The organism is Roseateles sp. DB2, assembly GCF_051857535.1.
Taxonomy (GTDB): domain Bacteria; phylum Pseudomonadota; class Gammaproteobacteria; order Burkholderiales; family Burkholderiaceae_C; genus Roseateles_B.
In genome coordinates this window covers 16,163-41,722 of sequence record NZ_JBPZGY010000013.1, presented here as the reverse complement: position 1 = coordinate 41,722, position 25,560 = coordinate 16,163, and the positions used below count along the sequence as shown (strand labels likewise).

Below are 25,560 nucleotides of genomic sequence, written 5' to 3'. Positions count from 1 at the left end.
ACAGCGCGGACTTCAGCGATTCAAGGACTTCAGCGCCAGCTTGATGCCTTCGCTGACGCCCACGTCGGCAGGCAGTTGCTTGAGCGCGGCGGCGGCTTCCTTGTCGCTATAGCCCAGGGCCTGGAGGGCCTGGAGGATGTCCGCCTGACTGTCGTTGGCCATGCTGGCCGGCAGGGCCAGATCGGGTCCCAGCTTGCCCTTGAGCTCCAGCAGCAGGCGCTCGGCCGTCTTCTTGCCGATGCCCGGCACCTTCACCAGACGGCCGGCCTCCTGCAGGCTCACCGCCTGAGCCAGGTCGCCCACGCTGAGGCCGGACAGGATGGACAGAGCGGTGCGCGGACCCACGCCGCTGATCTTGATCAGTTGGCGGAAGGTGGCGCGCTCCTCGGCGCTGAGGAAGCCAAAGAGGATCTGGGCGTCCTCGCGCACCACGAAGTGCGTCAGCAGGCTCACCCGTTCGCCCAGGTTTGGCAGGTTGAAGAAGGTGCTCATGGGCACGTCGACTTCATAGCCGACGCCCTGCACGTCAATGAGCACGAGCGGGGGCGATTTTTCCGCGATGACGCCGGTGAGCCTTCCAATCATCGGGTGATTATCGGCGGCTTCCATGACCCGCCAGCCCTGGGGCCGTCCAGCGGACCAGGCCCTGCGGGCGAGCGGTCTGTCAGTTGCGGCCGAACAGGCCCAGGCGCTGGGCTTCCAGAGCCGCCTCGGCCCGCGAGGAGACGTTGAGCTTGCGGTAGATCTGCTTCACATAGTCAGCGATGGTGTGGCGCGACAGGCCCAGCTGCACGCCGATCTCCGGCAAGGTAAAGCCCTTGGCCACGCGCAACAGCACCTCGGTCTCGCGCTCGGTGAGGGAGACTTCGATCAGCTGCGGCGATGCCTGCGGGCGGCGCTGCGAGTTGAAATGCGCAATCACCTTGCGCGCAATGGAGGGCGACAACGGCGGCTCGCCCTGGCTGATGCGCTGCAGCTGTTCGACCAGGAGTTCTCGGGCCTGCTCCTTCAGCAGATAGCCGAAGGCGCCGGCCTGCAGGGCGGGGAAGATGTGCTCGTCGTCGTCATGGATGGTGACGATCACCGACTGCACCTCGGGCTGCTTCTCGCGCAGGGCGGCGACCACGTCCACGCCGGAACCGTCAGGCAGGCCCAGGTCCAGCAGGGCCAGGGTGAAGCGCTGGCTGTTGATGTGCTGCAGGGCATCCTGGACCCGCGAGCATTCGGTGATCACGGCGTTGGTGAAGACCTGGCTCACCAGCGTCTTGAGCCAGGCGCGGATTTCCGGAATGTCTTCGAGCAGCAGGATGTTGTTCATGATGATTTCTTGGTGTTGGCGGACCCGAACGGGGCCTCGAGCCTGACGATCTGGCAACAGTATGCCTTTTGGCGCGCAGGCGCCAGTCCCGGCCAGACCCTGATGAGTGGATCAGAGAGGAATCGTCAGGCGGATGATGGTGCCCAGGCCGGCGCCGGATTCCACCAGGCACTGGCCCTGCATCTGCTTGGCGCGGGCCTTCATGCTGGCCATGCCGTGGCCTTTGTCGAGGCGGCCGTCCAGCTCCATGGGGATACCTTGCCCGTTGTCCTGGATGATCACCTGGAAGTCTCCGCCCTGCACATTGCAGCTGACGGTGCAGTGCGTGGCGCCGCTGTGCTTGATGATGTTGCTCACGGACTCGCGCAGGATGCGGGTCGTCTGCACATAGGCACGGGCAGGCAAGGTGTGCTCCACGTCCTCGGCGGGGGATTTCCATTCGGCATTGATATTGGCCTGGCCCAGCCGCGAGACCAGCTCGGCGCGCCAGTCGCCCAGGGCGTCCAGCAAGTGCACGGGCTTGCCGGTGAGGCCGCGCACCGAGAGCCGCATTTCCTCCAGCGCCTCGCGCGCCAGGGTGGAGATGCGGTCGGACTCGCTGGTATGGACGATGGTGAGCAGCTTGGCCCCGAGGTCGTCATGCAGGTCTGCGGCGATGCGCTTGCGCTCCCGCTCCGTGACCTGCTCCAGCTTTTGCTCGGCCATCTGCGCATAGCTGCGTTCGATCTCGGCCAGCTTCTCTGCCATGCGCTGCTCCAGCTGCACATGCTTGTGCTCGGCCACCTTGCGGGCGCGCGCCACGCAGACGGTGGCATGCAGCCCCAGTCCCATCATCAGCAGCGGCACAGCCAGGGGGGTGAGCGGCACCCACAGCGGTGCCTGCAGCTGGGACAGCAGCAGTTCCAGCATCACGGCCGAGATGGCCAGGATCAGCAGGGTGCAGACCACGGCGAAGTCCCGACGCTGCACGGTGCTGTCCAGGGGGCGTGCCTTGACCGCCTGCCAGCGCAGCCACAGGTGGAAGCCCATGCCAGCGGTGAGCTCCACTGCCAGCAGGGCTGTCCAGACGCTGGCCACGATGAAGTGCAGCGAGGACCCCGCCACGACCAGGCTCAGCGGCACCAGGGCACACTGCGCCAGCAGAACGGCATGCAGCCGGGCGCTTCTCCAGCCCATCTCTCGCAACAGGAACTGCAGCGCGAACAAGGTCAGGAAGGGCAGGCAGCTCGACAGCCCGATCTCCAGCCAGTGGCGTGGCAGTGGCAGCGAGCCGATCCAGAAACGGGTGGACAGCAGCACCCAGGCCAGCATCAGTCCAGAGAGGAAGAGCAGGTGCCGCTCCCGGCGGTACAGGATGGCCAGTACGCCCGTGGTGATGGCCATCATGACCAGCATGGCGTTGAGTGCCTTGGGCAGCCCCTGGCGCCAGAAGCTGGCCCGCGCATGACGCTGAGCCAGTTGCTCCAGTGAGCCGATCTCCACCACGCTCAGCCGCGCGCTGCGCTGGCTGGAATTGAGCTGCTGGCGCGCGTAGCCGGCCAGTTGGAGGTCCAGCAGATTGCCTTGGGGGCGCAGCAGCTCGGTGGGCAGCGGGATCAGCAGGGGTTCATAGCAGTGGTCGCTGATGGGGTCCTCCATGCGGCCCTGGGCCAGCAGGCTGATGCCGTTGAAGCGCACTCGCACATTGCTGCAGGCCTGGGCGATGTAGGCAGCCATGGGGCCGGGTGCCGTCACTGTGGGCAGGTCGAAGGCAAGGCGATACCACAGCGGGCGCTGCGCGAACTCGGACGGCGCCTCCTGGCGGTTGCGGTGCCAATCGTGGGGCAGGGCCTGCAAGGACAGGGCTGCCTGCTCGGGGAATTGCACCTCCCTGCTCTCGGCCACCAGGGCTTGTTGGAGGACCAGGTTCTGGGCTTGCGCCCTGGCCGGCAACAGCCCCGGGACCAGGCTCAGCAGGGTGATTCCCAGCAGCAGAGGAAATCGCATGTAGAAGGGGTGGATGCTCATGGGTGGGTGGAGGCGTACCGGGGGCAGGGCCGGGCCCGATTGTGCCGAAGGTGTACGTCGCCTGCGCCAGGAGGTGTCGAAGCGAGCACCGCCATGGCCGTAAGGGAGAAGGCAGGGCCAGTGCGAGCCCGGCGACAATAGCCGCTTGATTCCGACCGCGACAAAGGTCCCGCCTTGATACTGCGCCACGTTTTTACCCCTGCCGACAACAAACGTCTCTCCCATCTGTGCGGGGGGCTGGATGACCATCTGCGGCAGATCGAAGCGGCCATGGACGTGCGCATCACGCGTCGCGGCGAGGCATTTCGCGTCGAGGGCCACAAGGCGGCTGCCGAGCACAGCCTGCAGCTGCTGCAGAGCCTCTATGACGCAGCCCGCAAGCCCATTGCGCCGGAAAGCCTGCAATTGGCCATCCTGGAAGCCGCCCAGCAGCTGGCGGAGGCACTGGGGGCGCGCAAACCCCGACGGGCCGATGCGGTAGACGCCTTGCCGGACCCGCAGGGCGTGGTGCTGCGCACACGGCGGGCCGACCTCGCCGGCCGCACCCCCAACCAGCACGGCTACCTGCGCAACATCCTGAACCACGACATCACCTTCGGCCTGGGCCCGGCCGGTACCGGCAAGACATTCTTGGCCGTGGCCTGTGCGGTGGACGCGCTGGAGCGCTCCCAGGTGCAGCGCATCATCCTGACCCGCCCGGCGGTGGAGGCGGGCGAGCGCCTGGGCTTCCTGCCCGGCGACCTGACGCAGAAGGTGGACCCTTATCTTCGCCCGCTCTACGACGCGCTTTACGACCTCATGGGCTTTGACCGCGTCAGCAAGGCCTTCGAGAAGGGGCAGCTGGAGATCGCGCCCCTGGCCTTCATGCGCGGCCGCACGCTCAACCACGCCTTCGTGATCCTGGACGAGGCCCAGAACACCACGCCTGAGCAGATGAAGATGTTCCTCACCCGCATCGGCTTTGGCAGCAAATGCGTGGTGACCGGCGATACCAGCCAGATCGACCTGCCCAAGGGTGTGCTCAGTGGCCTGATTGACGCCGAGCGCGTGCTGAAGAAAGTGCGCGGCATCGCGATGACGCACTTCACCTCGGCTGACGTGGTGCGTCATCCGCTGGTCGCCCGCATCGTCGAGGCCTACGAGGCCAGGACCAAGGCAGAGCACAAGAAGCAGGCCGTGGCGGGCGGCGTCCAGGGAGCCCGCGCATGAGCCGCCCTGAGCTGAGCCTGTCCCTGCAGTTCGCGGATGCCCGCCACCGGGACCAGTTGCCGCGCCACAAGGTGCAGCGCTGGATCCGTGCGGCGCTGGAACTGCCGGGTGAGATCGCCGTGCGCATCGTCGACGCCGAGGAGGGGCGCCTGCTCAACAGGGACTTCCGCGGCAAGGACTACGCCACCAATGTGCTGACCTTCGACTACAGCCACGAGCCTGTGGTCGGCGCTGACCTGGTCATTTGCGCGGAGGTGGTCGAGCGTGAGGCCCGCGAGATGGGCCTGGACCTGGTCGCGCACTACGCCCACATGCTGGTACACGGCACGCTCCATGCGCAGGGCTACGACCATGAGGAAGACGACGAGGCCGAATGCATGGAGGCCCGTGAGTCCGAGATCCTCCTGGCCCTGGGATTTGCCGATCCCTACCAGCGCTGAAGCCGCCCCGGACTCAGCTCTGGCTGCTGAGGTAGCGCTTGCGCCAGAAGAAGAGGCCCAGCCCCAGGCCTACGCAAGCCATCAGGCTCACCGCAATCCAGAAGCCCGTGGCCTTGTGGATCAGGGGCAGGGTGTCGAAGTTCATGCCGAAGATGCCGGTGATCAGGTTCAGCGGCAGGAAGATGGCGGTGAGCACCGTCAGCGTCCGCATGATGTTGTTGGTGCGGTGTCCCAGGGCCGAAAAATGCATCTGCACGGCGGACTCTGCCGAGCTCTCCAGCCGGCGCACATGGCTCAGCACGCGCTCCACATGCTCCAGCACGTCGCGTGAGCGCACGCGCAGCAGCTCCCGCTCGCGCTCGGCCCGGGCTTCGATTTCGGGCGGCCATTCGGCCAGGGCGTCCAGCCACTCCTGCACGGCGCTGCGCTGGTCCTCGCAGATGTCTTCCAGCCGGTGCAGGGTGTCCCGCGCAGTCAGCAGCGCCGGCCATTCCCGGAAGTTGCTGTGGGGCTCGAAGAGCTGGCGCTGCAGGCCAGTCAGTTGTCGCGTCAGCAGCCGACGCAGGTCCAGGTAGCTGTCGACCATGTGGTTGAGCATGCGCAGCATCAGCTCTGCCGGGCTGGTGGGCAGGCGATTGCTGCCGCGCAAGTCACGCCCTTCGTGCATCTGGCCCAGGCGGGCGGCGAAGAAGTCGCGCACCTGGCAGTCGCCGGGGTGCACGCTCAGCAGCACCCGGTCAAAGACGGCAAAACCCACCGGGCTGGTGTCGATGGCCTGCAGCGAGCGTTCGATGGCCGCGGCCGAGACGGGGGACTCCTCGTCCGGGGCCTCCGTGCCGGCCGCGGTAGCCAGGCGCCGGAAAATCATCAGGTCGTACCAGGACGTGTAGTCGAAGTGCGAAGGCAGCTGCGCATTGAGCAGGTCCGAGATGTGCAGGTCCACCAGCGGCGCACCGCACCACCGCTGCAGCGCCAGCTGCAGCTCCAGGCTTCGCAGGCTGAACTCCTCCCGGCTCAGCCCTACCCACAGGTAGCCGGAGGCAGGCAGGTCCTGGGGCAGTTGGGCGAGCTCGCTGAGCTGTTCGCCGTGGAGCAGAAAGAGTCGCAAATCAGTGGCCTACGCACGAGCGCTCGCGCTTACTTCTTCAGCAGCCTTGCGGCGTCAAGGGCGAAATAGCTGAGGACGCCGTCGGCGCCTGCGCGCTTGAAGGCCAGCAGCGACTCCATCATCACCACGTCATGGGCCAGCCAGCCGTTCGCGGCAGCGGCCTTGAGCATGGCGTACTCGCCGCTCACCTGATAGGCGAAGGTGGGGACGCGGAACTCATCCTTCACGCGACGCACCACGTCCAGATAGGGCATGCCGGGTTTGACCATGACCATGTCTGCGCCCTCGGCCAGATCCAGGGCGACTTCGCGCAGGGCCTCGTCGCTGTTGCCGGGGTCGACGTAGTAGGTGTTCTTGTCAGCCTTGCCCAGGGCGCTCTTGGAGCCAACGGCGTCGCGGAAGGGGCCGTAGAAGCCGCTGGCGTACTTGACGCTGTAGGCCATGATCCGGGTATGGATGTGGCCGGAGGCTTCCAGGGCGTCGCGGATGGCGCCGATGCGGCCGTCCATCATGTCGCTGGGGCCGACCATGTCCGCACCGGCTTCGGCCTGGGTCAGCGCCTGGCGCACCAGCAGTTCCACGGTCGCGTCGTTGATCAGATAGCCGGTCTCGTCGGGCAGGCCGTCCTGGCCGTGGCTGGTGTAAGGGTCCAGGGCCACGTCGGTCAGTACGCCCAGTTCCGGGAATCGGGATTTCAGCGCGCGCACGGCCCGCGGGATCAGGCCCTGCGGGTTGAAGGCCTCGGCACCATCGATGGCCTTCAGGCTGGGGTCGATGGCGGGGAAGAGGGCGATCACCGGGATGCCCAGGGACACTGCCTCCTCCGCTGTGCGCAGCAACTGCTCGATGGGCAGGCGCGACACGCCCGGCATGGAGTCGATGGCATGGGGCTGGCTGCCCTCATGCACGAAGACCGGCAGGATGAGGTCCGAGGCATCGAGGCGGGACTCGCGGACCAGGGCGCGGCTGAAAGGATCACGGCGCAGGCGGCGCGGACGAGCCGCAGGGAAGGGGGCGCTGAGGGTGCGGGACAAGGCGGACTCTCCGTGCAAACCCCCTCAATCTAGGGGTTTGGTTGTGTGGCCGTCAAAAACGTGCAGTTCTACGCAGTGACCCGTAGAGACGGCCCGATGGCGGCTCTGTTAAACTGGTACCCGAATGATAGCTGCAAGGCTTCATTCCCTGCTTTTCCTCCCTGAGCAGGAGCCTTAACGTGATGACAGCGATAAGGCTTTCTCGCCCCAGCCCATTGGCTGGGGCTTTTTTTTGTGCCCGCTCTGTGCACCCTCCGTGTCCGTCCGCAAGGCCCGTAGGCATCGGCTCAAGACTCGATCAGGCCCAGGCGCGCCAGCACCAGCTGGGAGCACAGCAGGTCTGCCAGCGCGGTGCCCACTGACTTGAACAAAGTGATGGTGCCGGGCTCGCGCTGAGGCGGCCGGGCCATGCGGCAAAGATCGGCCAGCTCACCTCTTACTTGATCCGCATCAAGAAGACCCTGCTGCATGGGAATGATCAGCTCGCCGGCCTCGCGCATGACATTGGCCCGGCTGTCCACATAGATGCGGGCCCGCTGCACGAGGGCCGTGTCGCACTCGCGCTGGTCGGGGCGGTGGTTGCCCAGCAGGTCGACGTGACAGCCGGGGGAGACGTGCTCACCGAACACCAGAGGCTCTCCTGAGCCTGTGGCCGCCACGATGACATCGGCTGCGCGCTGCGCAGTGCTGAGGTCCTCGGCTGCGAGCAGGCGTGCGGCGCACCCCTGTGTCTGCAGGGCCTCGATGCGTGCTGCCACCTGAGCCGGGCGCCTGCCCCAGATCAGCACCTCGTCCAGCGGGCGCACGCTGAGATGGGCCTGGACCAGTGGGGCCGCCAGTGCGCCGGAGCCCAGCAGCAGCAGGCGGCGGGCATCCGGGCGCGCCAGCAGTCGGGTGGCCAGCGCCGACACTGCAGCGGTGCGCCAGCGCGTGATGCTGCGCCCCTCCAACTGGGCCAAGGGGCGGCCGTTGCGGCGATCAAAGACCAGCACTTGGGCGTGCAGCACCGGCTCGCCGTTTGCTGCATTGCCAGGGAGGTAGGTGAAGGCCTTGAGCGCGATCAGCCGGTCGGTCCAGGCGGGCAGCAGGGCGAGGCAGTCGTGACCCTGGGCCGGCGCGAGCTCGAGCATCTGTCGGGCCGGCATCTCGAAGGGGGCTGCGAAGCCGGCCGCCAGGGTCTCGATGAGATCGGGAAAGTTCAGGACGGCATCGACCTGTCCGGCGCTGATCACTTGCATGGAGGGAGACCTTGTTCAAAGCGGCAGTTCAAAGTCGCGATGGGCGCGGCTCAGGATCTCATGGCCAGTGTCCAGCAGCAAGGCATCGTCCTCGATGCGAACGCCGCCCTGGCCGCGGATGTAGAGACCCGGCTCCACCGTCACAACCTCACCTGCGCGCAGCACGGACGCACAACCCGAGTTCATGAAGGGCTGCTCATGAAGGACCAGCCCCACGCCGTGGCCCAGGCCCGGGCCCGCGTGGGCTGCGAACTCGCTTGCAGCCAGCACGCTGCTTGAAGCCTCGCTCAGCACCGACCCGCTGATGCCGGGCTTCAACAGCGCCAGGGCGGCCTGCTGCGCACGGCTGACGGTGTCATACATGCGCTGCTGCCAGGGCAGGGCGGGACCGGCCACATGGCTGCGTGTCATGTCGGATCGATAGCCGTTCACCACGGCGCCGAAGTCCAGCACGACAAGGTCGCCTCGTTGAAGCGGGCGGTCGGAGGGCGCGCTGTGAGGCAGGGCCGAGCGCGGCCCGAAGCCCAGGATGGTAGGAAAGGACAGGCCCTCCGAACCCAGGGACTGCAGCAGTTGTTCCAACCGCGTAGCCATCTGGCGTTCGCTCTGTCCCAGGCGGATGTCCGGCCGCAGGGCTTCCAGTGCTGCGTCGGCCAGGGCCGCGGCCTGGCGCATCTGCTGCTGTTCCCAGGCATCCTTGACGCGGCGCGCCTGCACCAGGAAGTCCGTGGCCGGCAGCAGGTCGAAGTCGTGGAGGTCCGCGCTGATTTCCGTCCACTGCGCCACGCTGACATGGCCCGCCTCGTAGCCCAGCCGCGCAGCGCCGATGTCGGCCAGCAGTCGTCTCAGCACTTGCCCCAGGCGCTCGCGCTGGCGGTCCCGGCACAGCAGCTCGGTGGCCACGCCGCGCCGCCACTCATGGTGCATGCACTCCTCCTCAGCCTGCTCGATGAAACGGTAGTCGGTCACCAGCCAGCTGCCGCGCGTGCCAATCAGGCCGCAAGCGGCCTCGCCGCTGTAGTTGAAGAGGTAGCGCAGGTGCTCCGGGGCAAAGACCAGCCAGGCATCCAGGCCGGTCTCTGCCATGTGGGTACGCAGGCGCGCCACGCGTTGGGCGAACAGGGGTTGCAGTGGGGGGCTCATCGCAGCAGGAATCCTTTGACCAGCGGATCGTCGGGGTGGAAGAAGAACTCATGACAGCCGGTGACATGGGCCTCGCCTTCGACGACGGGCACGATGGCTGGATGCGGGCCGCAGCGTGTCGGCTGCTCGGCCCAGACCTCGAAGCGCGAGCCCAGCACGCTCTCTATCGTCAGCCGCTGGCCAGCAGGCAACTGGCCGCGCGCATACAGCAGGGCCGCAAAGCCGGAGACGCCACTGCCCGTGGGGCTGCGGTCCAGCTCGCCGTCCGCGAAGATGCAGACGTTGCGGTAGTCCGCGCCGGGCCCCAGGGCCGCGCCGGTGAAGATCGTCCCGTAGAGGAAGGCGAGGTCGGGGCTGTCGGGGTGGTCCAGGGCCGTGCCGGCGCTGACGATGGCCCTCTTGATCTGCCGCCCGGCCTCGATCAGCCGGGCATGGTTCTCGGTCGCCAGCGACAGGCCCAGAGAGGCTGCGTCCACATAGGCATAGAAAGCGCCGCCGTAGGCCAGGGCGTAATGCACCCGCCCCAGGCCTTCGACCAGCAGGGACTGGCGGTCGGCCAGCACGAAGGACGGCACATTCCAGAAGCGCACGCGGCCCACGCGCGGGGGGCGGCCCTCGCGCTGCAGGCAGTCGGCTTCCAGGCGAATCTGGCCGCAGGGGGCATCGATGTTGAGACGGGTCCGCGGGCCGGGGGCGGGCACGAGGCCGCTCTCGATGGCCAGCTTGGCCAAGGCCGGCATGGCGTGGCCGCACATGGTGCTGTAGCCCTCGTTGTGCAGGAATAGCACGCCGAAGACGCTGTCGCTGCGCTCGGGCGGCGTGATCACGGCGCCATACATGTCCGCATGGCCGCGGGGCTCCCACATGAGGGCCTGGCGCAGGTTGTCGAAGCGTTCCAGGCAGTCACGCCGACGCGCCAGCATCGTCTGCCCCTGCAGCGCCGGAAAGCCGTCGATGATCACACGCAGGGGTTCGCCGCCGGTATGGCAGTCGATGCTGCGCAGGCGCAGGGCGCCCTCGGCGGGGCACCAGCGCCCCAGGGCCGACCCTTCGGATTCATGCCTTGCGTGATCCATCATTTAAGAAATATCATAAAGATTCTGAAAATATATTAACAGAGGAGCTGCTGATCATGGGGATGAAGACGAGGAGCCGCATCGGCCTGCTGGGCATCGGCCTGCCGCTGATACTGGGGTTGGGGGCCTGCTCAGGGCGCCCGGCCCTGAGCGAGGAGTCCGTCGAGCGTGTGCTGGGCCATGTGCACCGCTGCGGCCCCAGCCTGGTGCTGCGCTCGCAGGCACTGAGCAGCGATCAGGAGGCGCGCATCTGCCAGGACCTGGGGGCGGTCGAGCAACGTTTCCATGCGCTCTTCGGCACCGCCGGCCGGCCGGTGGCACATGACGGCAACGAGGCGCTGCGGGCCAACATCTACCGCACGGTGCAGGAGTTCAAGCGCTGGGCGGGCAAGCATTTCGACATGCCGGTGGACAACGGTGGCATGTACCTCGAAGGACTGCCGGACAAGCCCGGCAACCAGGCGGAATTCGTGGCCTACCAGCAGGCCAGCGGCGCGGTCCACAACCTGGCGCACGAGTTCACCCACTACCTGGACGGCCGCTTCAATCTGCAGGGTGACTTCTGTGCCAATCTGCACGATTCGCACTCGCCGCCCGAGAACTGCGCCCAGCCCACGCCTTTGCGGCCCTTCCTGGTCTGGTGGACCGAAGGCGTGGCCGAGTACGTAGCCCATGGCGAGGCCCATCCCCGCCTGAAGCAGATTGCCCAGGCGCAGCAGCTGCCACTCAGCGATCTCTTCAACACCGGCTACGAGACCCAGGGCGGCACTGAGCGTATTTATGGCGGCGGCTATCTGGCAGTGCGCTTCATGCTGGAGAAGCAGCGCGCACGCATCGACCAGATGCTGGCACTGACACGTGCGGGGGACTTTCCGCGCTACCAGGCGCTGGTGCGCAGTTGGGGGCAGGACATGGATGCCGACTTCGCGGTCTGGCTGTCAGCGCTTCGGACTTGAGCAAGACCTGACCCTGCTGGGCGCGGGGAGGCACTGTCTGGCACCGCTCTGGCGGTGACTGGGCTGCGGCGCCAGCCCCCTGTACGCCCAGTCTGCCGGGCCATAATCCCCGCATGCTCTGGATCAAAGCCTTCCACATCGTCTTCGTGGCGTCCTGGTTCGCCGGCCTGTTCTACATGCCGCGGATCTTCGTCAACCTGGCCATGGTGCCGGCGGACAGTCATGCCGAACGCGAGCGCTTGCTCCTGATGGGGCGCAAGCTCTATCGCTTCATGAACCTGCTGATGATCCCGGCCCTGGCGCTGGGCCTGGTGCTGTGGCTCTACTACGGCATCGGCCGCGGCCCCGGCCAGTACTGGATGCATGCCAAGCTGGCCCTCGTCATCGGGGCAGTGGGCTACCACCATGTCTGCCGCAGCCATCTGCGCCAGTTCGAGGCTCTGGCCAACCGCCGCAGCCATCGCTGGTATCGCGTGTTCAACGAGGTCCTGGTGCTGCTGTTCATGGCCGTCGTGATCCTGGTCGTCGTCAAGCCCTTCTGATCCATGGGGCGGCGCAGTTCGGCCAGTTGGCTGGCCCTGATCTATGCGCTGCTGGTGGTCTACGCGAGCCTGTACCCCTTCTGGCCTTGGCGCTGGCCGACGGGCGTGTCAGGGCCTGGCGTGCTGGTGCTTCACTGGCCACGCTACTGGCTGGGCTTTGACATCTGGGCCAATGCCCTGGGCTATGCGCCCTTCGGCCTGCTGCTGTTTGCAGCGGTGGTGCGCAGCGGCGGCACGGAGAGGTCCGCCTGGCTGGCTGTGCTGCTCGGCCTGCCGGCCGCGTCCTATCTGATGGAGACCCTGCAGTACTTCCTGCCCGGGCGCGTGCCCTCGCTGGCGGACTGGGGCCTCAACAGCGTCGGCGCCGTGGCCGGCGGTGTGCTGGGCTGGCTGCTGCATCGTCTGGGTGGCCTGGCCCGCTGGCATGGCTGGCGCGAGCGCTGGTTCGTGCCGCAGAGCGCTGGTGCGCTCGCGCTGCTGGCGCTGTGGCCGGTGGGGCTGCTGTTTCCCGCGCCACTGCCCCTGGGGCTGGGGCAGTGGCTGCCGCGGCTGCGTGAGCTGAGCGCTCAGGCCTTGGACGGCACGCCCTGGGCTCTCCAGGACACTGATTTCGCCAACCTGGTCGAATTGCCGCTGCCGCCCGGGCAGGAAGCCATTGCCGTCGCGCTCGGCCTCCTGGGCCCGGTGCTCCTGGCCCTTTCAGTGGCGCGACCGGGTTGGCGACGCCTGCTGCTGGTGCTGGGGGCGGGGCTGACCGGAGCCCTGGTCACGACGCTGTCGACGGCCCTGAACTTCGGCCCTCAGCATGCCTGGGCCTGGATCGGCCCCACGGCCTGGCCGGGTCTGTGTGCTGGGCTGGTGCTGAGCCTGCTGGCCTGCCTCATGTCACGCCGGGCCAATGCGGCCTGGGGCCTGGTGGCGCTGACGGTGCTGATCGCCCTGATCACAGAAGCGCCCACCGACCCCTACCTGGCCCAGACCCTGCAGACCTGGGAGCAGGGCCGCTTCATCAACCTCTACGGCCTGGCGCAGTGGGTGGGCTGGGTCTGGCCCTTTGCGGCCATCGCCTGGCTGCTGTGGGGCGTGACGCAGCGCGAACGCTGAAAGGCCAGGCGCCATCGGGGCAAACCCGCGCGGCCTACAATCCCGCGCCATGAGCTATTACGAGCGCCACATCTTCTTCTGCCTCAACCAGCGGGACAACGGCGAGAACGCCTGCGCCCAGCATGGCGCGCAGGCGGCCTTCGATCACTGCAAGAACCGGGTCAAGGCCGAGGGCCTGGCGGGCAAGGGCGGCGTGCGCGTCAACAAGGCCGGCTGCCTGGACCGCTGCGCCGGCGGGCCCGTGGCCGTCGTCTACCCGGAAGCCGTCTGGTACAGCTTCGTGGACAGCACGGACATCGACGAGATCGTCGAGTCCCACCTGAAGAAGGGCCAGGTCGTCGAGCGCCTGGTTCTGCCTGAGTCCGTGGGCCGCTGAAGCGCGTGAGCACGATGAATTCCCAGACCAGGAAAGTCCTCATCGACGGCCCGGCCGGCCCGATCGAATGCGCCGTTGACCAGTTGCTGGACCTGCAGGCTCCGCGCGGCACGGCGGTGATCTGCCATCCCAATCCCACCCAGGGCGGCACCATGGACAACAAGGTGGTCCAGACCCTGGCCCGAGCCTTCGTGCAGCTGGGCTACCAGGTGGTGCGCTTCAACTTCCGCGGCATCGGCCAGTCCGGTGGCGGCTGGGACGAGGGGCGCGGCGAGGTGGACGATGCACTGGCCGTGGTCGCGCATTTCCGCCAGCCGGGACTGCCCCTGGTGCTGGGCGGCTTCTCCTTCGGCGGCTACGTGGCCTCGCGCGCCGCGCAGCGCCTGGAGGGCGAGGCGGCGCCGGAACGCCTGGTGCTGGTGGGCCCCGCGACCTCGCGCTTTGACATGGCGACGGTGCCAGCCGATTCCCTGGTCATCCACGGCGAGGTGGACGACGTCGTGCCGCTGAGCTCGGTGCTGGACTGGGCCCGCCCGCAGCACCTGCCCGTCGTTGTCGTGCCCGGCGTGGGGCATTTCTTCCATGGGCAGCTCACGCTGCTCAAGAACCTGGTGCTGCGCAGCTGGCATTGAACCGCCGGGCCGCGCCGCACGTCCTTCTCCCTTATTCGCATCCCCATGAAACGACTGATTGCCCTGGCCCTGGCTGGCGTGGCCTGCGTGTCCGCGCAGGCCCAGGCGCCGCAAGCCCCCGAGATCGCCGCCCGCAGCTATGTGCTGCTGGACATGACCACCAACAAGATCCTGGCCGAGCGCGAGGCCGATGTCCCCAACGACCCGGCGTCTCTGACCAAGCTGATGACGGCCTACCTGACCTTCCAGGCGCTGAAGGAAAAGCGCCTGACGCTGGAGCAGGAACTGAGCGTCTCCAAGCGTGCCTGGGACGAGCGCAAGGGCGATCCCTCGCTGATGTTCATCGACACCACCATGCGCCCCAAGGTGGACGAGCTGCTGCGCGGCCTGATCATTCAGTCGGGCAACGACGCCTCGGTGGCGCTGGCGGAAGGCGTGGGCGGCACGCTGGACCAGTTCGTCGCGATGATGAACCGCCAGGCCCAGGCCTGGGGACTCAAGAACACGCGCTTCAGCAACGTCACCGGCCTCAGCGAGGCCGGCCACAAGAGCAGCGCGCGCGACATCGCGGTGATCGCCTCGCACATCATCCGCGACTTCCCCGAGTACTACCCCTACTACTCGCAGCGCGAGTACACCTTCAACAAGATCCGCCAGCACAACCGCAATCTGCTGCTGACCCGCGACCCCAGCGTCGACGGCATGAAGACCGGCTTCACCGACGCTGCCGGCTACTGCCTGGTGGCCAGCGCCCAGCGCGACTTCCCCAATGGCAAGCGCCGCCTGCTGAGCGTCGTGATGGGCACGGCCTCCAAGGAAGCGCGGGCCAACGAGAGCCAGAAGCTGCTGAACTGGGGCTATTCGGCCTATGACGCCGTCAAGCTCTTCGACGCCGGCCAGGCGGCCAGTACCGTCAAGGTCTGGAAGGGTGCCGTGCCCGAGGTCAAGCTGGGCGCCGAAGGTCCGGTCTTCGTGGCCGTGCCGCGTGGCGAGGGTGGCAAGCTGCAGACCCAGGTCGAGCGCACCGACCCGCTGGTGGCGCCGCTCAGCAAGGGCCAGCGCGTTGGCACCATCAAGGTGACGAGCACCGGCGGCACCGCTGTCGCCGAGGTACCGCTGGTGGTGCAGGAGAGCGTGGCGCAGGCCGGCATCCTGGGCCGGGCCTGGGACTCGATCCGACTCTGGATCAAATAAGCCGGCCTTCGCGCGGGCCAAGACTGCCCAGCCCGGGCGCTGTGGCGTAAGCTGCACGGGCGCAGGCCTGTCTGCAAGGAGTCCGCGATGAAGCCGATGCCGCAAGGAAGCTGCTACCTCAACGGCGCGATGCTGCCCCTGTCAGAGGCGCGCATCTCGCCCCTGGACCGGGGGTTCCTGTTCGGGGACGGGGTCTACGAGCTGGTGCCGGTCTATGGCGGGCGCATGTTCCGCGTCGAGGACCACCTGGAGCGCCTGGACCGCAGCCTGGCCCGGCTGCGCATCGCCAATCCCATGAGCCGCCAGGAATGGCTGCAGCTGGGTCGCCGCCTGGTGGACCAGGCCGGTGGCGGCGACCAGTGGTGGTATCTGCAGCTCACCCGGGGCGAGGCGCCGCGGGACCACGTCATGCCGCCGGACATCAGCCCCACCGTCTTCAGCTACTGCATGCCGCCCGCCTGGCCTTCGGCCGAACAGCGGCACCAGGGCGTGGCCTGCATCACGGCGCGGGACTTCCGCTGGGAGCGGGGTGACATCAAAAGCACCTCGCTGCTGGGCAATGTGCTGGCGCGCCAGATCAGCGCGGACCAGGGCGCGCAGGAGACCATCCTCTTCCGCGACGGTTTCCTGACCGAAGCCTCGGCCTCCAATGTCTGGATCGTCAAGGAAGGCGCCCTGCTGGGCCCGCCGCGCTCGGAGCTGCTGCTGGAGGGCGTGCGCATGGGCCTGCTGCACGAGTTGTGCGAGGAGCTGGGCATCGGCTATAACCTGCGGCCCATCGCAGAGGCCGAGGTCTTCGCGGCGGACGAGATCCTGCTGAGTTCGGCCACCAAGGAAGTGCTGCCGGTGACGCGCCTGGACCACGAGCCCGTGGGCCACGGCGCCCTGCATGGCAAGCCGGGCCCCATCTATGCGCGGCTGCACGAGGCCTATCAACGGGCCAAGGCCTTGCAGTCCGTCTGATCGGCCGTACATGAGATTGAGTTTTTGAAGGAGGGCGCATGGCGCCGACGATTCCCCCCGAGCAGTCCCTGATCGAATACCCGTCCAAGTTCCCCATCAAGGTGATGGGCGCGCATGTCGAGGGCTTCTTCGAGGCCATCGTGATGGTGGCCCAGCAGTTCGATCCGGACTTCGACGCTGGTACCGTGGAGCGCCGCCCCAGCAGCAGCGGCAACTACCTGGGGCTGACCATCACCATCACCGCCACCAGCCGCGAGCAACTGGACGAGCTCTACCGCACGCTCAGCACGCACCCGATGGTGAAGGTGGTGCTCTGAAGCTCAGGCGCCGTCCTGCAACTGCCGCTCGGACTCTATGCGCGCATCGAGCTCCTTGAGCTTGAAGGGCGCGGCCTCGTCGCCATTGCGGGCCGCCATGTCGTACCAGTAGCGCGCCAGGCGCAGGTCGCGCGGTACGCCGTCGCCCTGTTCGTAGAGCGAGGCCAGCAGGTACTGCGCGCCCACGTCGCCGCCGGTGGCGGCCTCGCGGAACCAGCGGGCAGCCTGGGCCATGTCCCTGGGGGCGCCGCGGCCCAGGAAGAAGGCCGTGCCCACGGCGAGCTGGCCATCCACGCTGCCGTGCTCTGCCGCGCGCATGAACCAGCGCTGGGCCAGGACCAGGTCCACCCGCCCCAGCCGGCCCTGCTCGTGCAGCTCGCCCAGCGCCAGCTCGGCACGCACGAATCCCTGGGCGGCGGCCTGCTCCAGCAACTGCCGCGCAGTGCGCACGCTGGGGCGCGGCAGCTCATCGCGCAGATGCATCATCGCCAGGTTGTAGCGGGCGAGGGCGTTGCCCCGTGCCGCGAGCTGCTGGAAGGCCTTCGCGGCCTCGGGCAGCCGACCTTCGGCATAGGCGGCGATGGCTCGGTCCACAGGGGCGGCCTGGGGTGGCTGTGACAGGGCCGAGGCGCTCCAGAATGGGAGCAGCAGGAGGAGCAGGGCGGAGCGTCTTGGCATGGCGGACCTTCTTCGGTACTTTGCGGCTTGTAGCGCAGTCTCGGTCGTGGCGCGGGCGTGGGGCCTTACAGGGCCGGCGCTACCATCTCGTCCATGCTGATCAAGACCCTGGGCCGCGTCGACTATGCGGCCACCCTGGCCGCCATGCAGGCCTTCACCGCCGAGCGCGGCCCTGACACGCCGGACGAACTCTGGCTCTGCGAATTCGACCCCGTCTACACCCAGGGCCTGGCCGGCAAGGCCGACCACGTCCTCAACCCGGCCGGCATCCCGGTGGTGCAGACCAACCGCGGCGGGCAGGTGACCTACCACGGCCCCGGCCAGGTGGTGGCCTATCCCCTGGTGGACCTGCAGAGGCTGGGCATTTATGTGCGCGAGTACGTCTTTCGCCTCGAAGCGGCGGTGATCCAGACGCTGGAGACCTTCGGCATCACCGGCCACCGGGTGAGTGGCGCGCCGGGCATCTACGTGCGGCTGGACGATCCGTCCTCGCATGCCGCGCTCACCGGCCCGGCCGATCCCACGGACCCGTTCAAGGGCCTGGGCAAGATCGCGGCCCTGGGCATCAAGATCAGCCGTCACTGCAGCTACCACGGCGTGGCGCTCAATGTCGGCATGGATTTGCACCCTTTCGATGGCATCAACCCTTGCGGCTATGCAGGACTGAAGACGGTGGACCTCGCTACACTTCGGGTTTTCTCCGACTGGACCACCGTGGCCCAGCGATTCGGCGAGCGGCTGGCTGCCCAGCTCACGCCATGAAGCTGCACTGAGCCTGCAGCGAGCCAGCCCAGAGGACGAGGCGCCATGCCCACCGAGAACATCACCCACGAAGCCAAGACCGGCGAAGACTACGACGCCAGCGCCAAGCAGAAGGCCCAGGCCAAGACCGCGCGCATCCCCATCAAGATCGTGCCGGCCGAGACGCTGAAGAAGCCGGACTGGATCCGCGTGAAGGCCGGCTCGCCCAGCACCCGCTTCTACGAGATCAAGCAGATCCTGCGCGAGCACAAGCTGCACACGGTCTGCGAGGAAGCGTCCTGCCCGAACATCGGCGAGTGCTTCGGCCACGGCACGGCTACCTTCATGATCATGGGTGACAAGTGCACCCGCCGCTGCCCCTTCTGTGATGTGGGTCACGGCCGCCCGGACCCGCTGGATGTCAACGAGCCGGAGAACCTGGCCAAGACCATTGCCGCGCTGAAGCTCAAGTATGTGGTGATCACCAGCGTGGACCGCGACGACCTGCGCGACGGTGGCGCTGGCCATTTCGCAGCCTGCATCAGCAAGGTCCGCGAGCTGAGCCCCTCGACCCAGATCGAGGTCCTGGTGCCCGACTTCCGCGGCCGCATGGACCGCGCCCTGGACATCCTCAAGGCCGCCCCGCCCGACGTGATGAACCACAACCTCGAGACCGCGCCGCGGCTCTACAAGGAAGCGCGCCCTGGCTCGGACTATGAGTTCAGCCTCAACCTGCTCAAGCGCTTCAAGGAAGAAGTCCCCGGCGTGCCGACCAAGAGCGGCATCATGGTGGGCCTGGGCGAGACCGACGAGGAAGTGCTGCAGGTGATGCGCGACATGCGCGCCCACAACATCGACATGCTCACCATCGGGCAATACCTGGCCCCGTCCGGCCACCACCTGCCGGTGCGCCGCTATGTGCACCCGGACGTCTTCAAGATGTACGAGGCCGAGGCCTACAAGATGGGCTTCACCCATGCTGCCGTGGGCGCCCTGGTGCGCTCCAGCTATCACGCGGACAAGCAGGCAGCGCAGGCCGGTGTAGGCAGCGCCTGACGGCTCACCGCATCTCACCGCATCAGGCAAAAGGCCCGCTGAAGCTAACTTCAGCGGGCCTTTTGCTTGGGGGGTGCTCGCTCAGAACAGCGCCATCGACAGCTTGCGGCGGTACTGGTCCAACAGCGGATCCGCGGGTGCCACGGTCGCGGGGCCGGCCAGCTGCAGGCCGCCCTTGGCCTCGCCGGTGGCGGGGGCACTGGCCTTGGGCTGCGGCTTGGTCATGATCTCGAGGATGGCGACGTAGGTCTTGCGGGCCAGCTCGCCGTTCCAGGCCTTGTCTCGCATGATGATTTCCAGCAGCTCCTCCATGGCCTCGGTGAAGCGGCCGGCTGCGAAGTGCAGTTGCACGAGGGCGTAGCGAGCGTCGAAGTCGCGCTTGTTGGCGGCGATTGCGGCCTGCAGGGCGCCGGCATCCAGGCCGCGCTGCGCGGCCTCGGCGGCCTGCAGCCACAGGGCCAGGGCGGCGAAGCGTGCGTGCGGGGTGATGGTGTCGGCGGCCTGCGCGGCCACTGGCTCGAAGGCCGCCCGGGCCTCGCCCACGCGGCCGGTTTCCAGCAGGGCCTTGACCAGGTCGAAGCGGGCGGCCTCGTTGGCGGGGTCGGCTTCCAGTGCGGCGATGAACTTGGCCAGGGCGGCGTCGGCGTCACCGTCATCCAGCAGGTTTTCACCCTCGGCCAGATCCTGTTCGGCCTCCAGTTCCCCTGCATCGGGCACATGCTTGGCCAGGAACTCGCGGATCTGCGATTCAGGAATCGCACCCACGAAACCGTCCACCGGCTGGCCGCCCACGAACATCACGCAGAAGGGGATGCTGCGCACGCCGAAGGCCTGGCTCAGCTGGCTGGCGATTTCGGGCTGCTCGTCGCTGTTGAGCTTGGCCAGCAGGAAGCGACCGCCGTAATCAGCCTCCAGGCGTTCGAGGATGGGCCCCAGGCTCTTGCACGGGCCGCACCAGGGGGCCCAGATGTCCAGCAGCACCGGCTGTTGCAGGGAGGCTTGGAGCAGCTCGGTCTCGAAGTTCTGAAGAGTGATGTCGATCATGGTGTGGGTGTGTTCTTGCCGGAAGTCCGCGCCTGATGGCCCGGCCGTCCGGCGGCAGATGGGGCGCGCCGCCTACAATTCAAGGTTTTCCAGCCTATGGAGCGAGCCGTGAGCAGCGCCTCTCCCCTGATCGGCGTGGTGATGGGATCCAGCAGCGACTGGGAGACCATGAAGCACGCCGCAGACATTCTCTCCGAGTTCGGTGTGCCCTTCGAGGCGCAGGTGGTCTCCGCCCACCGTATGCCGGACGATATGTTCGCCTATGCCGAGCAGGCCCAGGCCCGCGGCTTGCGCGCCATCATCGCCGGTGCCGGCGGTGCGGCCCATCTGCCGGGCATGCTGGCGGCCAAGACCCTCGTGCCCGTGCTGGGCGTGCCGGTGGCCAGCCGTCATCTGCAGGGTGTGGACTCGCTGCATTCCATCGTCCAGATGCCCAAGGGCATTCCCGTGGCCACATTCGCCATTGGCACGGCCGGCGCCGGCAATGCCGCGCTGTTCGCCGTGGCCATGCTGGCCCAGGATGACACGGCCTTGCGCGAGAAGCTGGCCGCCTACCGCCAGCGCCAGACCGAGCACGCTCGCGGCATGAGCAAGGACCTGATCTGATGGCCAAGCGTCTGGAAGCCGGCACGGCCACCCTGGGCGTGATGGGCGGCGGCCAGCTGGGCCGCATGTTCGTGCACGCCGCCCAGGCCCTGGGTTATCGCACCGTGGTGCTGGACCCGGACCCGGAGAGCCCGGCCGGCCTGGTGGCCCACGAGCACGTCCAGGCCGACTACCTGGACGAGGCCGCGCTGGCCCGCCTGGCGGCCGCCAGCGACGCCATCAGCACCGAATTCGAGAACGTGCCCGCCGATGCCCTGCGCCGCCTGGCGCAGCAGCGTTTTGTTGCCCCGGCCGGCGACTGCGTGGCCATCTGCCAGGACCGTGCCGACGAGAAGGCCCATTTCCAGCGCAGCGGCGTGGCCTGTGCGCCCTATGCCGTGATTCGCAGCGAGTCGGACCTGGCCGCGGTGCCCGGCAGTCTCCTGCCCGGCATCCTCAAGACCGCCCGCATGGGCTATGACGGCAAGGGCCAGGTGCGCGTCAAGACAGCGCAGGAGCTGGCCGAAGCCTTCCGCGCCTTGAAGGGCGTGCCCTGCGTGCTGGAACAGATGCTGCCTTTGCAGCTGGAGCTGTCCTGCATCGTGGTGCGTGGCGATGACGGCCAGATCGTGCACTTCCCCGTGCAGCAGAACCTGCACCGCGACGGCATCCTGGCCGTCACCCAGGTGCCGGCGCCGTCCGTGTCACCGCAACTGCAGCAGCAGGCCGTCGAGTCGGCCTCGCGCATCGCGGCCGAGATGGGCTATGTGGGCGTGCTGTGCGTGGAGTTCTTCCTGCTGCAGGACGGCTCCCTGGTAGTCAACGAGATGGCCCCGCGCCCGCACAACTCCGGCCACTACACGATGAACGCCTGCGATGTCTCGCAATTCGAGATGCAGGTCCGCGCCATGGCCGGCCTGCCGCTGCGCCCGCCGCGCCTGCATTCGCCGACGGTGATGCTGAACCTGCTGGGCGACCTCTGGTTCGACGCCGCCGGCACCGAGCGCACCCCGCCCTGGGGCGAGGTGCTGGCGCTGCCGGGCACGCATCTGCACCTCTACGGCAAGCAGAGCGCCCGCCCGGGCCGCAAGATGGGCCATCTGAACATCACTGCAGCGACGCCTGAGGCGGCAGAATCGGCCGCCCGTGCTGCCGCCCGCTTGCTGGGCCTGCCGGACCAGTGGTGAGCCTGCACGTGCTGGAGCTGAAGCCATGCTGTTGAACGGAGCTGATCCCGCTGCCGTGCGCCAGGCCGCTGAGGCCCTGGCCCGGGGGGCCTTGGTGGCTCTGCCGACCGAGACCGTCTATGGCCTCGGCGCGCGGGCTGACGACGACGCGGCCGTTGCGCAGATCTTCGCCGCCAAGGGGCGGCCGGCGGATCATCCGCTGATCGTGCACGTGCCGGATGTCGCCGCGGCCGAGCCCTTTGCTGCCCGCCTGCCCGAATCGGCGCGCAAGCTGATGCAGGCCTTCTGGCCTGGCCCGCTGACCGTCATCGTGCCGCGCGCCCAAGGCATGGCCACAGCCGCCGCCGGCGGCCAGGACACCGTGGGCCTGCGCTGCCCGGCTCATCCGGTCGCCCAGGCCCTGCTGCGCGAGGCACTGCGCCTGGGCGTGCGCGGCGTGGCCGCCCCCAGCGCCAACCGCTTCGGCCGTGTGAGTCCCACCCATGCTGCCCATGTGCGCAGCGAATTCGATGAGTCCCTGATCATCCTGGACGGCGGTGACTGCGAGGTGGGCATTGAGTCCAGCATCATCGACTGCAGCCGGGAGCATCCCGTGTTGCTGCGCCCCGGCGTGCTGACGCCAGCCCACATCGAGGCGGTGCTGGGCGAGCCCCTGCGCGCGCGCGACGCAGCGGCGCCGCGCGCCTCAGGCACGCTGGCTGCCCATTACGCGCCGAGTGCAGTGGTGCGTCTGCTGGGCCAGCGGGCCATCGATTCGGCCCTGGCTAAAGAAGTGCCTAAGAGTGTGGCGGTATATTCCCGCACCATGCCGGCCCGGTCACCCGAGGTCTGGCGCCCCATGCCTGACGATGCGCGTGCCGCCGCCCACGAGCTGTTCGCGGTGCTGCGTGAGCTGGACGAGGCCGGGGTGCGCGAGATCTGGGTGGAGGAGCCCCCCCTGGATGCATCCTGGGATGGCGTGCGCGACCGCCTGTCGCGTGCGGCGGCGGCTTTCGCCACCGGGGCTGGCGAGTGATTTTCCGTGATGGAGCGTTCATGAAGAGTTTGAAGCAAGCTGCACGAGGCAGCGCCCGAGCCCTGCTGATGGGCCTGGTGGCAGCCGCAGCCCTGGCCGGCTGCGGGGGGGGCAGCGAGCCCATCGAGGCCTTCGCGCCAACCCGCCTGGTTGCCTTTGGCGATGAAACCAGCGCGCTGACGGCAGACGGCCGCAAGTACAGCGTCAATGCCATCAACGCCATCAGCAATACGGTGGACTGCGCCAGCAATGCCCTGTGGATCCAGGCCCTGGCCAATCGCTATGGCATGGTGTTTCCGCAATGCAATCCCAGCAACCTGGCCGCACCGCAGGGGCGAATCATGGCCACGGTCGGCGCCAAGGTCGACGATGTCCGTGCGCAACTGGACCGTTATCTGGCCAGCGACGTGCTGACCGAACACACGCTGGTGACCCTGTTCGTCGGCACCAATGACATCCTGGGCCTGTACGCGCAGTACCCGGCGCAGTCCGAGGCCGACCTGATGAACGCGGCAGGGGATGCCGGACGCCAACTGGGTGAGCTGACCGTGCGCATGATGCGCACGGGGGGGCGCACGCTGGTGGTGTCCCTGCCTGACGTCGGGGCCACGCCCTTCGCCTTCCAGGAGCGCAACAACCGTCCGCCGGTGCGCGAAGGGCTCAACCGTGCCCAATTCCTGACGGCCTTGACCAACGCCTTCAACACGGAGCTCTACCGTGCCCTGGGCGCGCTCAATGACGGCCGCCTGGGGGCGCTGGTGCTGGGAGACGATCTGTCGACCTCCCTGACCAAGTATCCCGGTCAGTACGGCCTGACGGACATCATGACGCCGGCCTGCCAGGGCGGGGTGAGCTTGCCCAACTGCTCGACCAGCACGCTGATCGGCGGGGCTTCGGTCGCGACCTATCTGTGGGCGGACGACCGTCACTTCGGCCCCGCGGGCCACTCGGCCCTGGGCAATCTGGCGGTGTCCCGCGTCGTGCGCAATCCTCTGTAATGGAGGCGTGCGGGCCAGCGATGGGATGACAGGTCCAGGCTCGCGCGCGAAGCGTCCTCAAGTTCGCTGATTTCACCCCGGCACCGGCAACGGTGTCGGGGTTTTTACTTCTTAGAGTCATGATCCGGCCAGCCTATAGTGCTCGACATTAAAAGCGAACGATCGTTCGTTTTTGTTCCGAGTCCCCAATCCATGCCGACTGCAGAGGTACGCACGATGAGCAAGTTCAACCTGGCGATGCTGGCGATCAGCGTTGCAGCCCTGTCCGCCTGTGGTGGTGGCACCAGCGAGAGCCGCGATGACCCGCCCGCAGCGCGTGGAGCCATCATCTACGGCACGCTGGCAGGCCATGCCTCTCAGGCCCAGATCGACGCCGGCACGGCTGCCAGCGGTCTGCAGCCCCTGTCGGGCAAGGCCAAGTGCGAGGTCGATGTACGCTACGTCTACTACATGACCCGCGACCCCCACGGCCAGCCGGCCACGGCTTCCGCGGGCGTTCTGGTGCCCACCGGCAGCGATGCTGCCTGCACGGGCAGCCGCCCCGTGCTGCTGTATGCGCACGGCACGGCGACCCAGAGGAGCTACAACCTGGCCGACGTCACCAACAACCGTGAGGCCTCGCTGATGATGGCCATGTACGCGGCGCAGGGCTTCATCGTGATCGCTCCCAACTACCTGGGCTATGAGCGCTCCAGCCTGGGCTACCACCCCTACCTGAACGCCGAAGCCCAGGCGGTGGACATGGTGGATGGCCTGCGCGCAGGCATGGCCCACCTGAAGGCAGAAAGCAGCACCAAGCCCTCCGACAAGCTGCTGATCTCCGGCTACTCGCAAGGCGGCCATGTGGCCTTGGCCACGCACAAGATCATCGAGCGCGACTACGGCAGCGAGTTCAAGGTCACCGCCTCGGCCCCGATGTCCGGCCCCTACAACCTGGTTGGCTTCGGCGACGCCGTGGTCAATGTCCAGCCCAATGCCGGGGCCACGCTGTTCTCCGTGCTGCAGCTGACCAGCTACCAGAAGTCCTACGGCAACATCTACGGCTCGCCCAGCGAGGCCTACCAGGCGCCTTTCGATGCCGTAGCCGAGACCCTGCTGCCCACCGACACCCCCATCGCCGACCTGATGGCCGCCGGCAAGCTGCCTGCCGACCCCACCTTCACCAAGCTCTTCGGCACGGGAGGCCTGCTCAAGGACAGCTTCAAGAGCAGCTATGCCAGCTCCAACTTCCGCAAGGCGCTGCAGACCAACACCTTGCTGGGCGTGAGCACCCGGCGCCCCATCGCCCTGTGCGGTGGCAAGGCTGACCCCACGGTGTTCTATGACCTCAACACCAGCGTCGCGGCCGCCGATCTGAAAGCACGGGGCATGCCGCTGATGGGTGCCTACGACCTGGAAAACCTCAGCACCCTGCCTGCTGGCGTGGCCGGACAGACCGTGTACTACGGCTTCCAGCAGGCCAAGGCAGCAGCGGGCTCCTCAGTGCAGGCGCAGTACCACGGTGCGCTCGTGCCGCCGTTCTGCAATGCCTTGGCGCGCGGCTTCTTCCAGCAAGTGCTGGCGGCCGGCCTCTGAAGACGACATCCAGGAGCATCAAGA

At 67.7% G+C, this 25,560-nt stretch carries 27 protein-coding genes; 17 read left to right on the top strand and 10 right to left on the bottom strand.

What is annotated here, in order from left to right; translation table 11 throughout:
* Positions 1-12 precede the first annotated feature (12 nt).
* The 3 genes from ruvA to ACS5PK_RS17635 form a co-directional block, all read right to left on the bottom strand.
* The gene (ruvA, locus tag ACS5PK_RS17645) at positions 13-585 is read right to left on the bottom strand and encodes a Holliday junction branch migration protein RuvA (RefSeq protein ID WP_439441570.1); all 573 of its coding nucleotides are present in this window, start codon (positions 583-585) and stop codon (positions 13-15) included.
* A 79-nt stretch (positions 586-664) separates the two neighbouring features.
* On the bottom strand, positions 665-1,318 hold the full coding sequence (locus tag ACS5PK_RS17640) for a response regulator (RefSeq protein WP_183105436.1): 654 nt from the start codon (positions 1,316-1,318) through the stop codon (positions 665-667).
* Positions 1,319-1,429: 111 nt separating this feature from the next.
* On the bottom strand, positions 1,430-3,325 hold the full coding sequence (locus tag ACS5PK_RS17635; RefSeq protein ID WP_439441569.1) for an ATP-binding protein: 1,896 nt from the start codon (positions 3,323-3,325) through the stop codon (positions 1,430-1,432).
* A gap of 174 nt (positions 3,326-3,499) precedes the next feature.
* Between ACS5PK_RS17635 and ACS5PK_RS17630 the strand changes: the two genes are divergently transcribed.
* Together ACS5PK_RS17630 and ybeY are read left to right on the top strand one after the other, a co-directional pair.
* Entirely contained in the window at positions 3,500-4,534 is a 1,035-nt protein-coding gene (locus ACS5PK_RS17630) for a PhoH family protein (protein ID WP_439441568.1), read from the top strand.
* Positions 4,531-4,974, top strand: coding sequence for an rRNA maturation RNase YbeY (gene ybeY / locus ACS5PK_RS17625; protein WP_439441567.1), 444 nt, complete (start codon positions 4,531-4,533; stop codon positions 4,972-4,974). Before ACS5PK_RS17630 ends, ybeY begins: the two co-directional genes overlap by 4 nt.
* Before the next feature lie 13 nt (positions 4,975-4,987).
* Here ybeY and ACS5PK_RS17620 read toward each other — a convergent pair whose 3' ends face one another.
* The 5 genes from ACS5PK_RS17620 to ACS5PK_RS17600 all read right to left on the bottom strand — a co-directional run bounded on the left by ACS5PK_RS17620 (position 4,988) and on the right by ACS5PK_RS17600 (position 10,576).
* Positions 4,988-6,082, bottom strand: coding sequence for a magnesium transporter CorA family protein (locus ACS5PK_RS17620; protein ID WP_439441566.1), 1,095 nt, complete (start codon positions 6,080-6,082; stop codon positions 4,988-4,990).
* Between the two features lie 29 nt (positions 6,083-6,111).
* Positions 6,112-7,116: a porphobilinogen synthase gene (gene hemB / locus ACS5PK_RS17615; protein ID WP_439441565.1), complete on the bottom strand. Its 1,005-nt coding sequence runs from the start codon at positions 7,114-7,116 to the stop codon at positions 6,112-6,114.
* 287 nt (positions 7,117-7,403) lie between these two features.
* Positions 7,404-8,354, bottom strand: coding sequence for an ornithine cyclodeaminase family protein (locus ACS5PK_RS17610; RefSeq protein WP_439441564.1), 951 nt, complete (start codon positions 8,352-8,354; stop codon positions 7,404-7,406).
* A gap of 15 nt (positions 8,355-8,369) precedes the next feature.
* The gene (locus ACS5PK_RS17605) at positions 8,370-9,497 is read right to left on the bottom strand and encodes a M24 family metallopeptidase (protein ID WP_439441563.1); all 1,128 of its coding nucleotides are present in this window, start codon (positions 9,495-9,497) and stop codon (positions 8,370-8,372) included.
* Positions 9,494-10,576: a proline racemase family protein gene (locus ACS5PK_RS17600; RefSeq protein WP_439441562.1), complete on the bottom strand. Its 1,083-nt coding sequence runs from the start codon at positions 10,574-10,576 to the stop codon at positions 9,494-9,496. The genes ACS5PK_RS17605 and ACS5PK_RS17600 overlap by 4 nt, the downstream gene beginning before the upstream one ends.
* 53 nt (positions 10,577-10,629) lie before the next feature.
* Here ACS5PK_RS17600 and ACS5PK_RS17595 point away from each other — a divergent pair, with 53 nt between their 5' ends.
* The 8 genes from ACS5PK_RS17595 (at position 10,630) to ACS5PK_RS17560 (ending at position 16,657) form a co-directional block, all read left to right on the top strand.
* Positions 10,630-11,529 (top strand): collagenase, encoded by a 900-nt coding sequence (locus ACS5PK_RS17595; protein WP_439441561.1) that lies wholly within the window; start codon positions 10,630-10,632, stop codon positions 11,527-11,529.
* 113 nt (positions 11,530-11,642) lie between these two features.
* Positions 11,643-12,071, top strand: coding sequence for a CopD family protein (locus tag ACS5PK_RS17590; protein ID WP_439441560.1), 429 nt, complete (start codon positions 11,643-11,645; stop codon positions 12,069-12,071).
* 3 nt (positions 12,072-12,074) lie between these two features.
* Positions 12,075-13,175, top strand: a complete 1,101-nt coding sequence (locus ACS5PK_RS17585) for a VanZ family protein (protein WP_439441559.1) — start codon at positions 12,075-12,077, stop codon at positions 13,173-13,175.
* A 49-nt stretch (positions 13,176-13,224) separates the two neighbouring features.
* Positions 13,225-13,551: a (2Fe-2S) ferredoxin domain-containing protein gene (locus ACS5PK_RS17580; RefSeq protein ID WP_439441558.1), complete on the top strand. Its 327-nt coding sequence runs from the start codon at positions 13,225-13,227 to the stop codon at positions 13,549-13,551.
* Between the two features lie 14 nt (positions 13,552-13,565).
* Positions 13,566-14,183, top strand: coding sequence for an alpha/beta hydrolase (locus ACS5PK_RS17575; RefSeq protein WP_439441557.1), 618 nt, complete (start codon positions 13,566-13,568; stop codon positions 14,181-14,183).
* A gap of 45 nt (positions 14,184-14,228) precedes the next feature.
* Complete coding sequence (locus ACS5PK_RS17570; protein WP_439441556.1) at positions 14,229-15,377, top strand: D-alanyl-D-alanine carboxypeptidase family protein; 1,149 nt, start codon at positions 14,229-14,231, stop codon at positions 15,375-15,377.
* Between the two features lie 87 nt (positions 15,378-15,464).
* Positions 15,465-16,340: a D-amino acid aminotransferase gene (locus tag ACS5PK_RS17565; RefSeq protein WP_439441555.1), complete on the top strand. Its 876-nt coding sequence runs from the start codon at positions 15,465-15,467 to the stop codon at positions 16,338-16,340.
* Positions 16,341-16,378: 38 nt separating this feature from the next.
* Entirely contained in the window at positions 16,379-16,657 is a 279-nt protein-coding gene (locus ACS5PK_RS17560; protein ID WP_183105421.1) for a DUF493 family protein, read from the top strand.
* Between the two features lie 3 nt (positions 16,658-16,660).
* On the opposite strand, the gene ACS5PK_RS17555 is transcribed toward ACS5PK_RS17560, so the two are convergent.
* A complete protein-coding gene (locus ACS5PK_RS17555; protein ID WP_439441554.1) occupies positions 16,661-17,335 on the bottom strand; it encodes a tetratricopeptide repeat protein in 675 nt (224 codons plus the stop codon).
* A 93-nt stretch (positions 17,336-17,428) separates the two neighbouring features.
* Between ACS5PK_RS17555 and lipB the strand changes: the two genes are divergently transcribed.
* A complete protein-coding gene (gene lipB, locus ACS5PK_RS17550) occupies positions 17,429-18,097 on the top strand; it encodes a lipoyl(octanoyl) transferase LipB (protein ID WP_439441553.1) in 669 nt (222 codons plus the stop codon).
* A 45-nt stretch (positions 18,098-18,142) separates the two neighbouring features.
* Positions 18,143-19,132, top strand: a complete 990-nt coding sequence (gene lipA / locus ACS5PK_RS17545; protein WP_439441552.1) for a lipoyl synthase — start codon at positions 18,143-18,145, stop codon at positions 19,130-19,132.
* Positions 19,133-19,213: 81 nt separating this feature from the next.
* On the opposite strand, the gene ACS5PK_RS17540 is transcribed toward lipA, so the two are convergent.
* Complete coding sequence (locus tag ACS5PK_RS17540; RefSeq protein WP_439441551.1) at positions 19,214-20,176, bottom strand: tetratricopeptide repeat protein; 963 nt, start codon at positions 20,174-20,176, stop codon at positions 19,214-19,216.
* Positions 20,177-20,317: 141 nt separating this feature from the next.
* On the opposite strand from ACS5PK_RS17540, the gene purE reads away from it, so the two are divergent.
* From purE to ACS5PK_RS17515, 5 genes are all read left to right on the top strand, one after another.
* Entirely contained in the window at positions 20,318-20,782 is a 465-nt protein-coding gene (gene purE / locus ACS5PK_RS17535; RefSeq protein ID WP_439441667.1) for a 5-(carboxyamino)imidazole ribonucleotide mutase, read from the top strand.
* On the top strand, positions 20,782-21,948 hold the full coding sequence (locus tag ACS5PK_RS17530; protein ID WP_439441550.1) for a 5-(carboxyamino)imidazole ribonucleotide synthase: 1,167 nt from the start codon (positions 20,782-20,784) through the stop codon (positions 21,946-21,948). Before purE ends, ACS5PK_RS17530 begins: the two co-directional genes overlap by 1 nt.
* A 25-nt stretch (positions 21,949-21,973) precedes the next feature.
* Complete coding sequence (locus ACS5PK_RS17525) at positions 21,974-22,963, top strand: L-threonylcarbamoyladenylate synthase (RefSeq protein ID WP_439441549.1); 990 nt, start codon at positions 21,974-21,976, stop codon at positions 22,961-22,963.
* A 20-nt stretch (positions 22,964-22,983) separates the two neighbouring features.
* Positions 22,984-23,961, top strand: coding sequence for an SGNH/GDSL hydrolase family protein (locus ACS5PK_RS17520; protein ID WP_439441548.1), 978 nt, complete (start codon positions 22,984-22,986; stop codon positions 23,959-23,961).
* A gap of 216 nt (positions 23,962-24,177) precedes the next feature.
* The gene (locus tag ACS5PK_RS17515; protein ID WP_439441547.1) at positions 24,178-25,536 is read left to right on the top strand and encodes an alpha/beta hydrolase family protein; all 1,359 of its coding nucleotides are present in this window, start codon (positions 24,178-24,180) and stop codon (positions 25,534-25,536) included.
* The last annotated feature ends 24 nt before the right edge of the window (positions 25,537-25,560 follow it).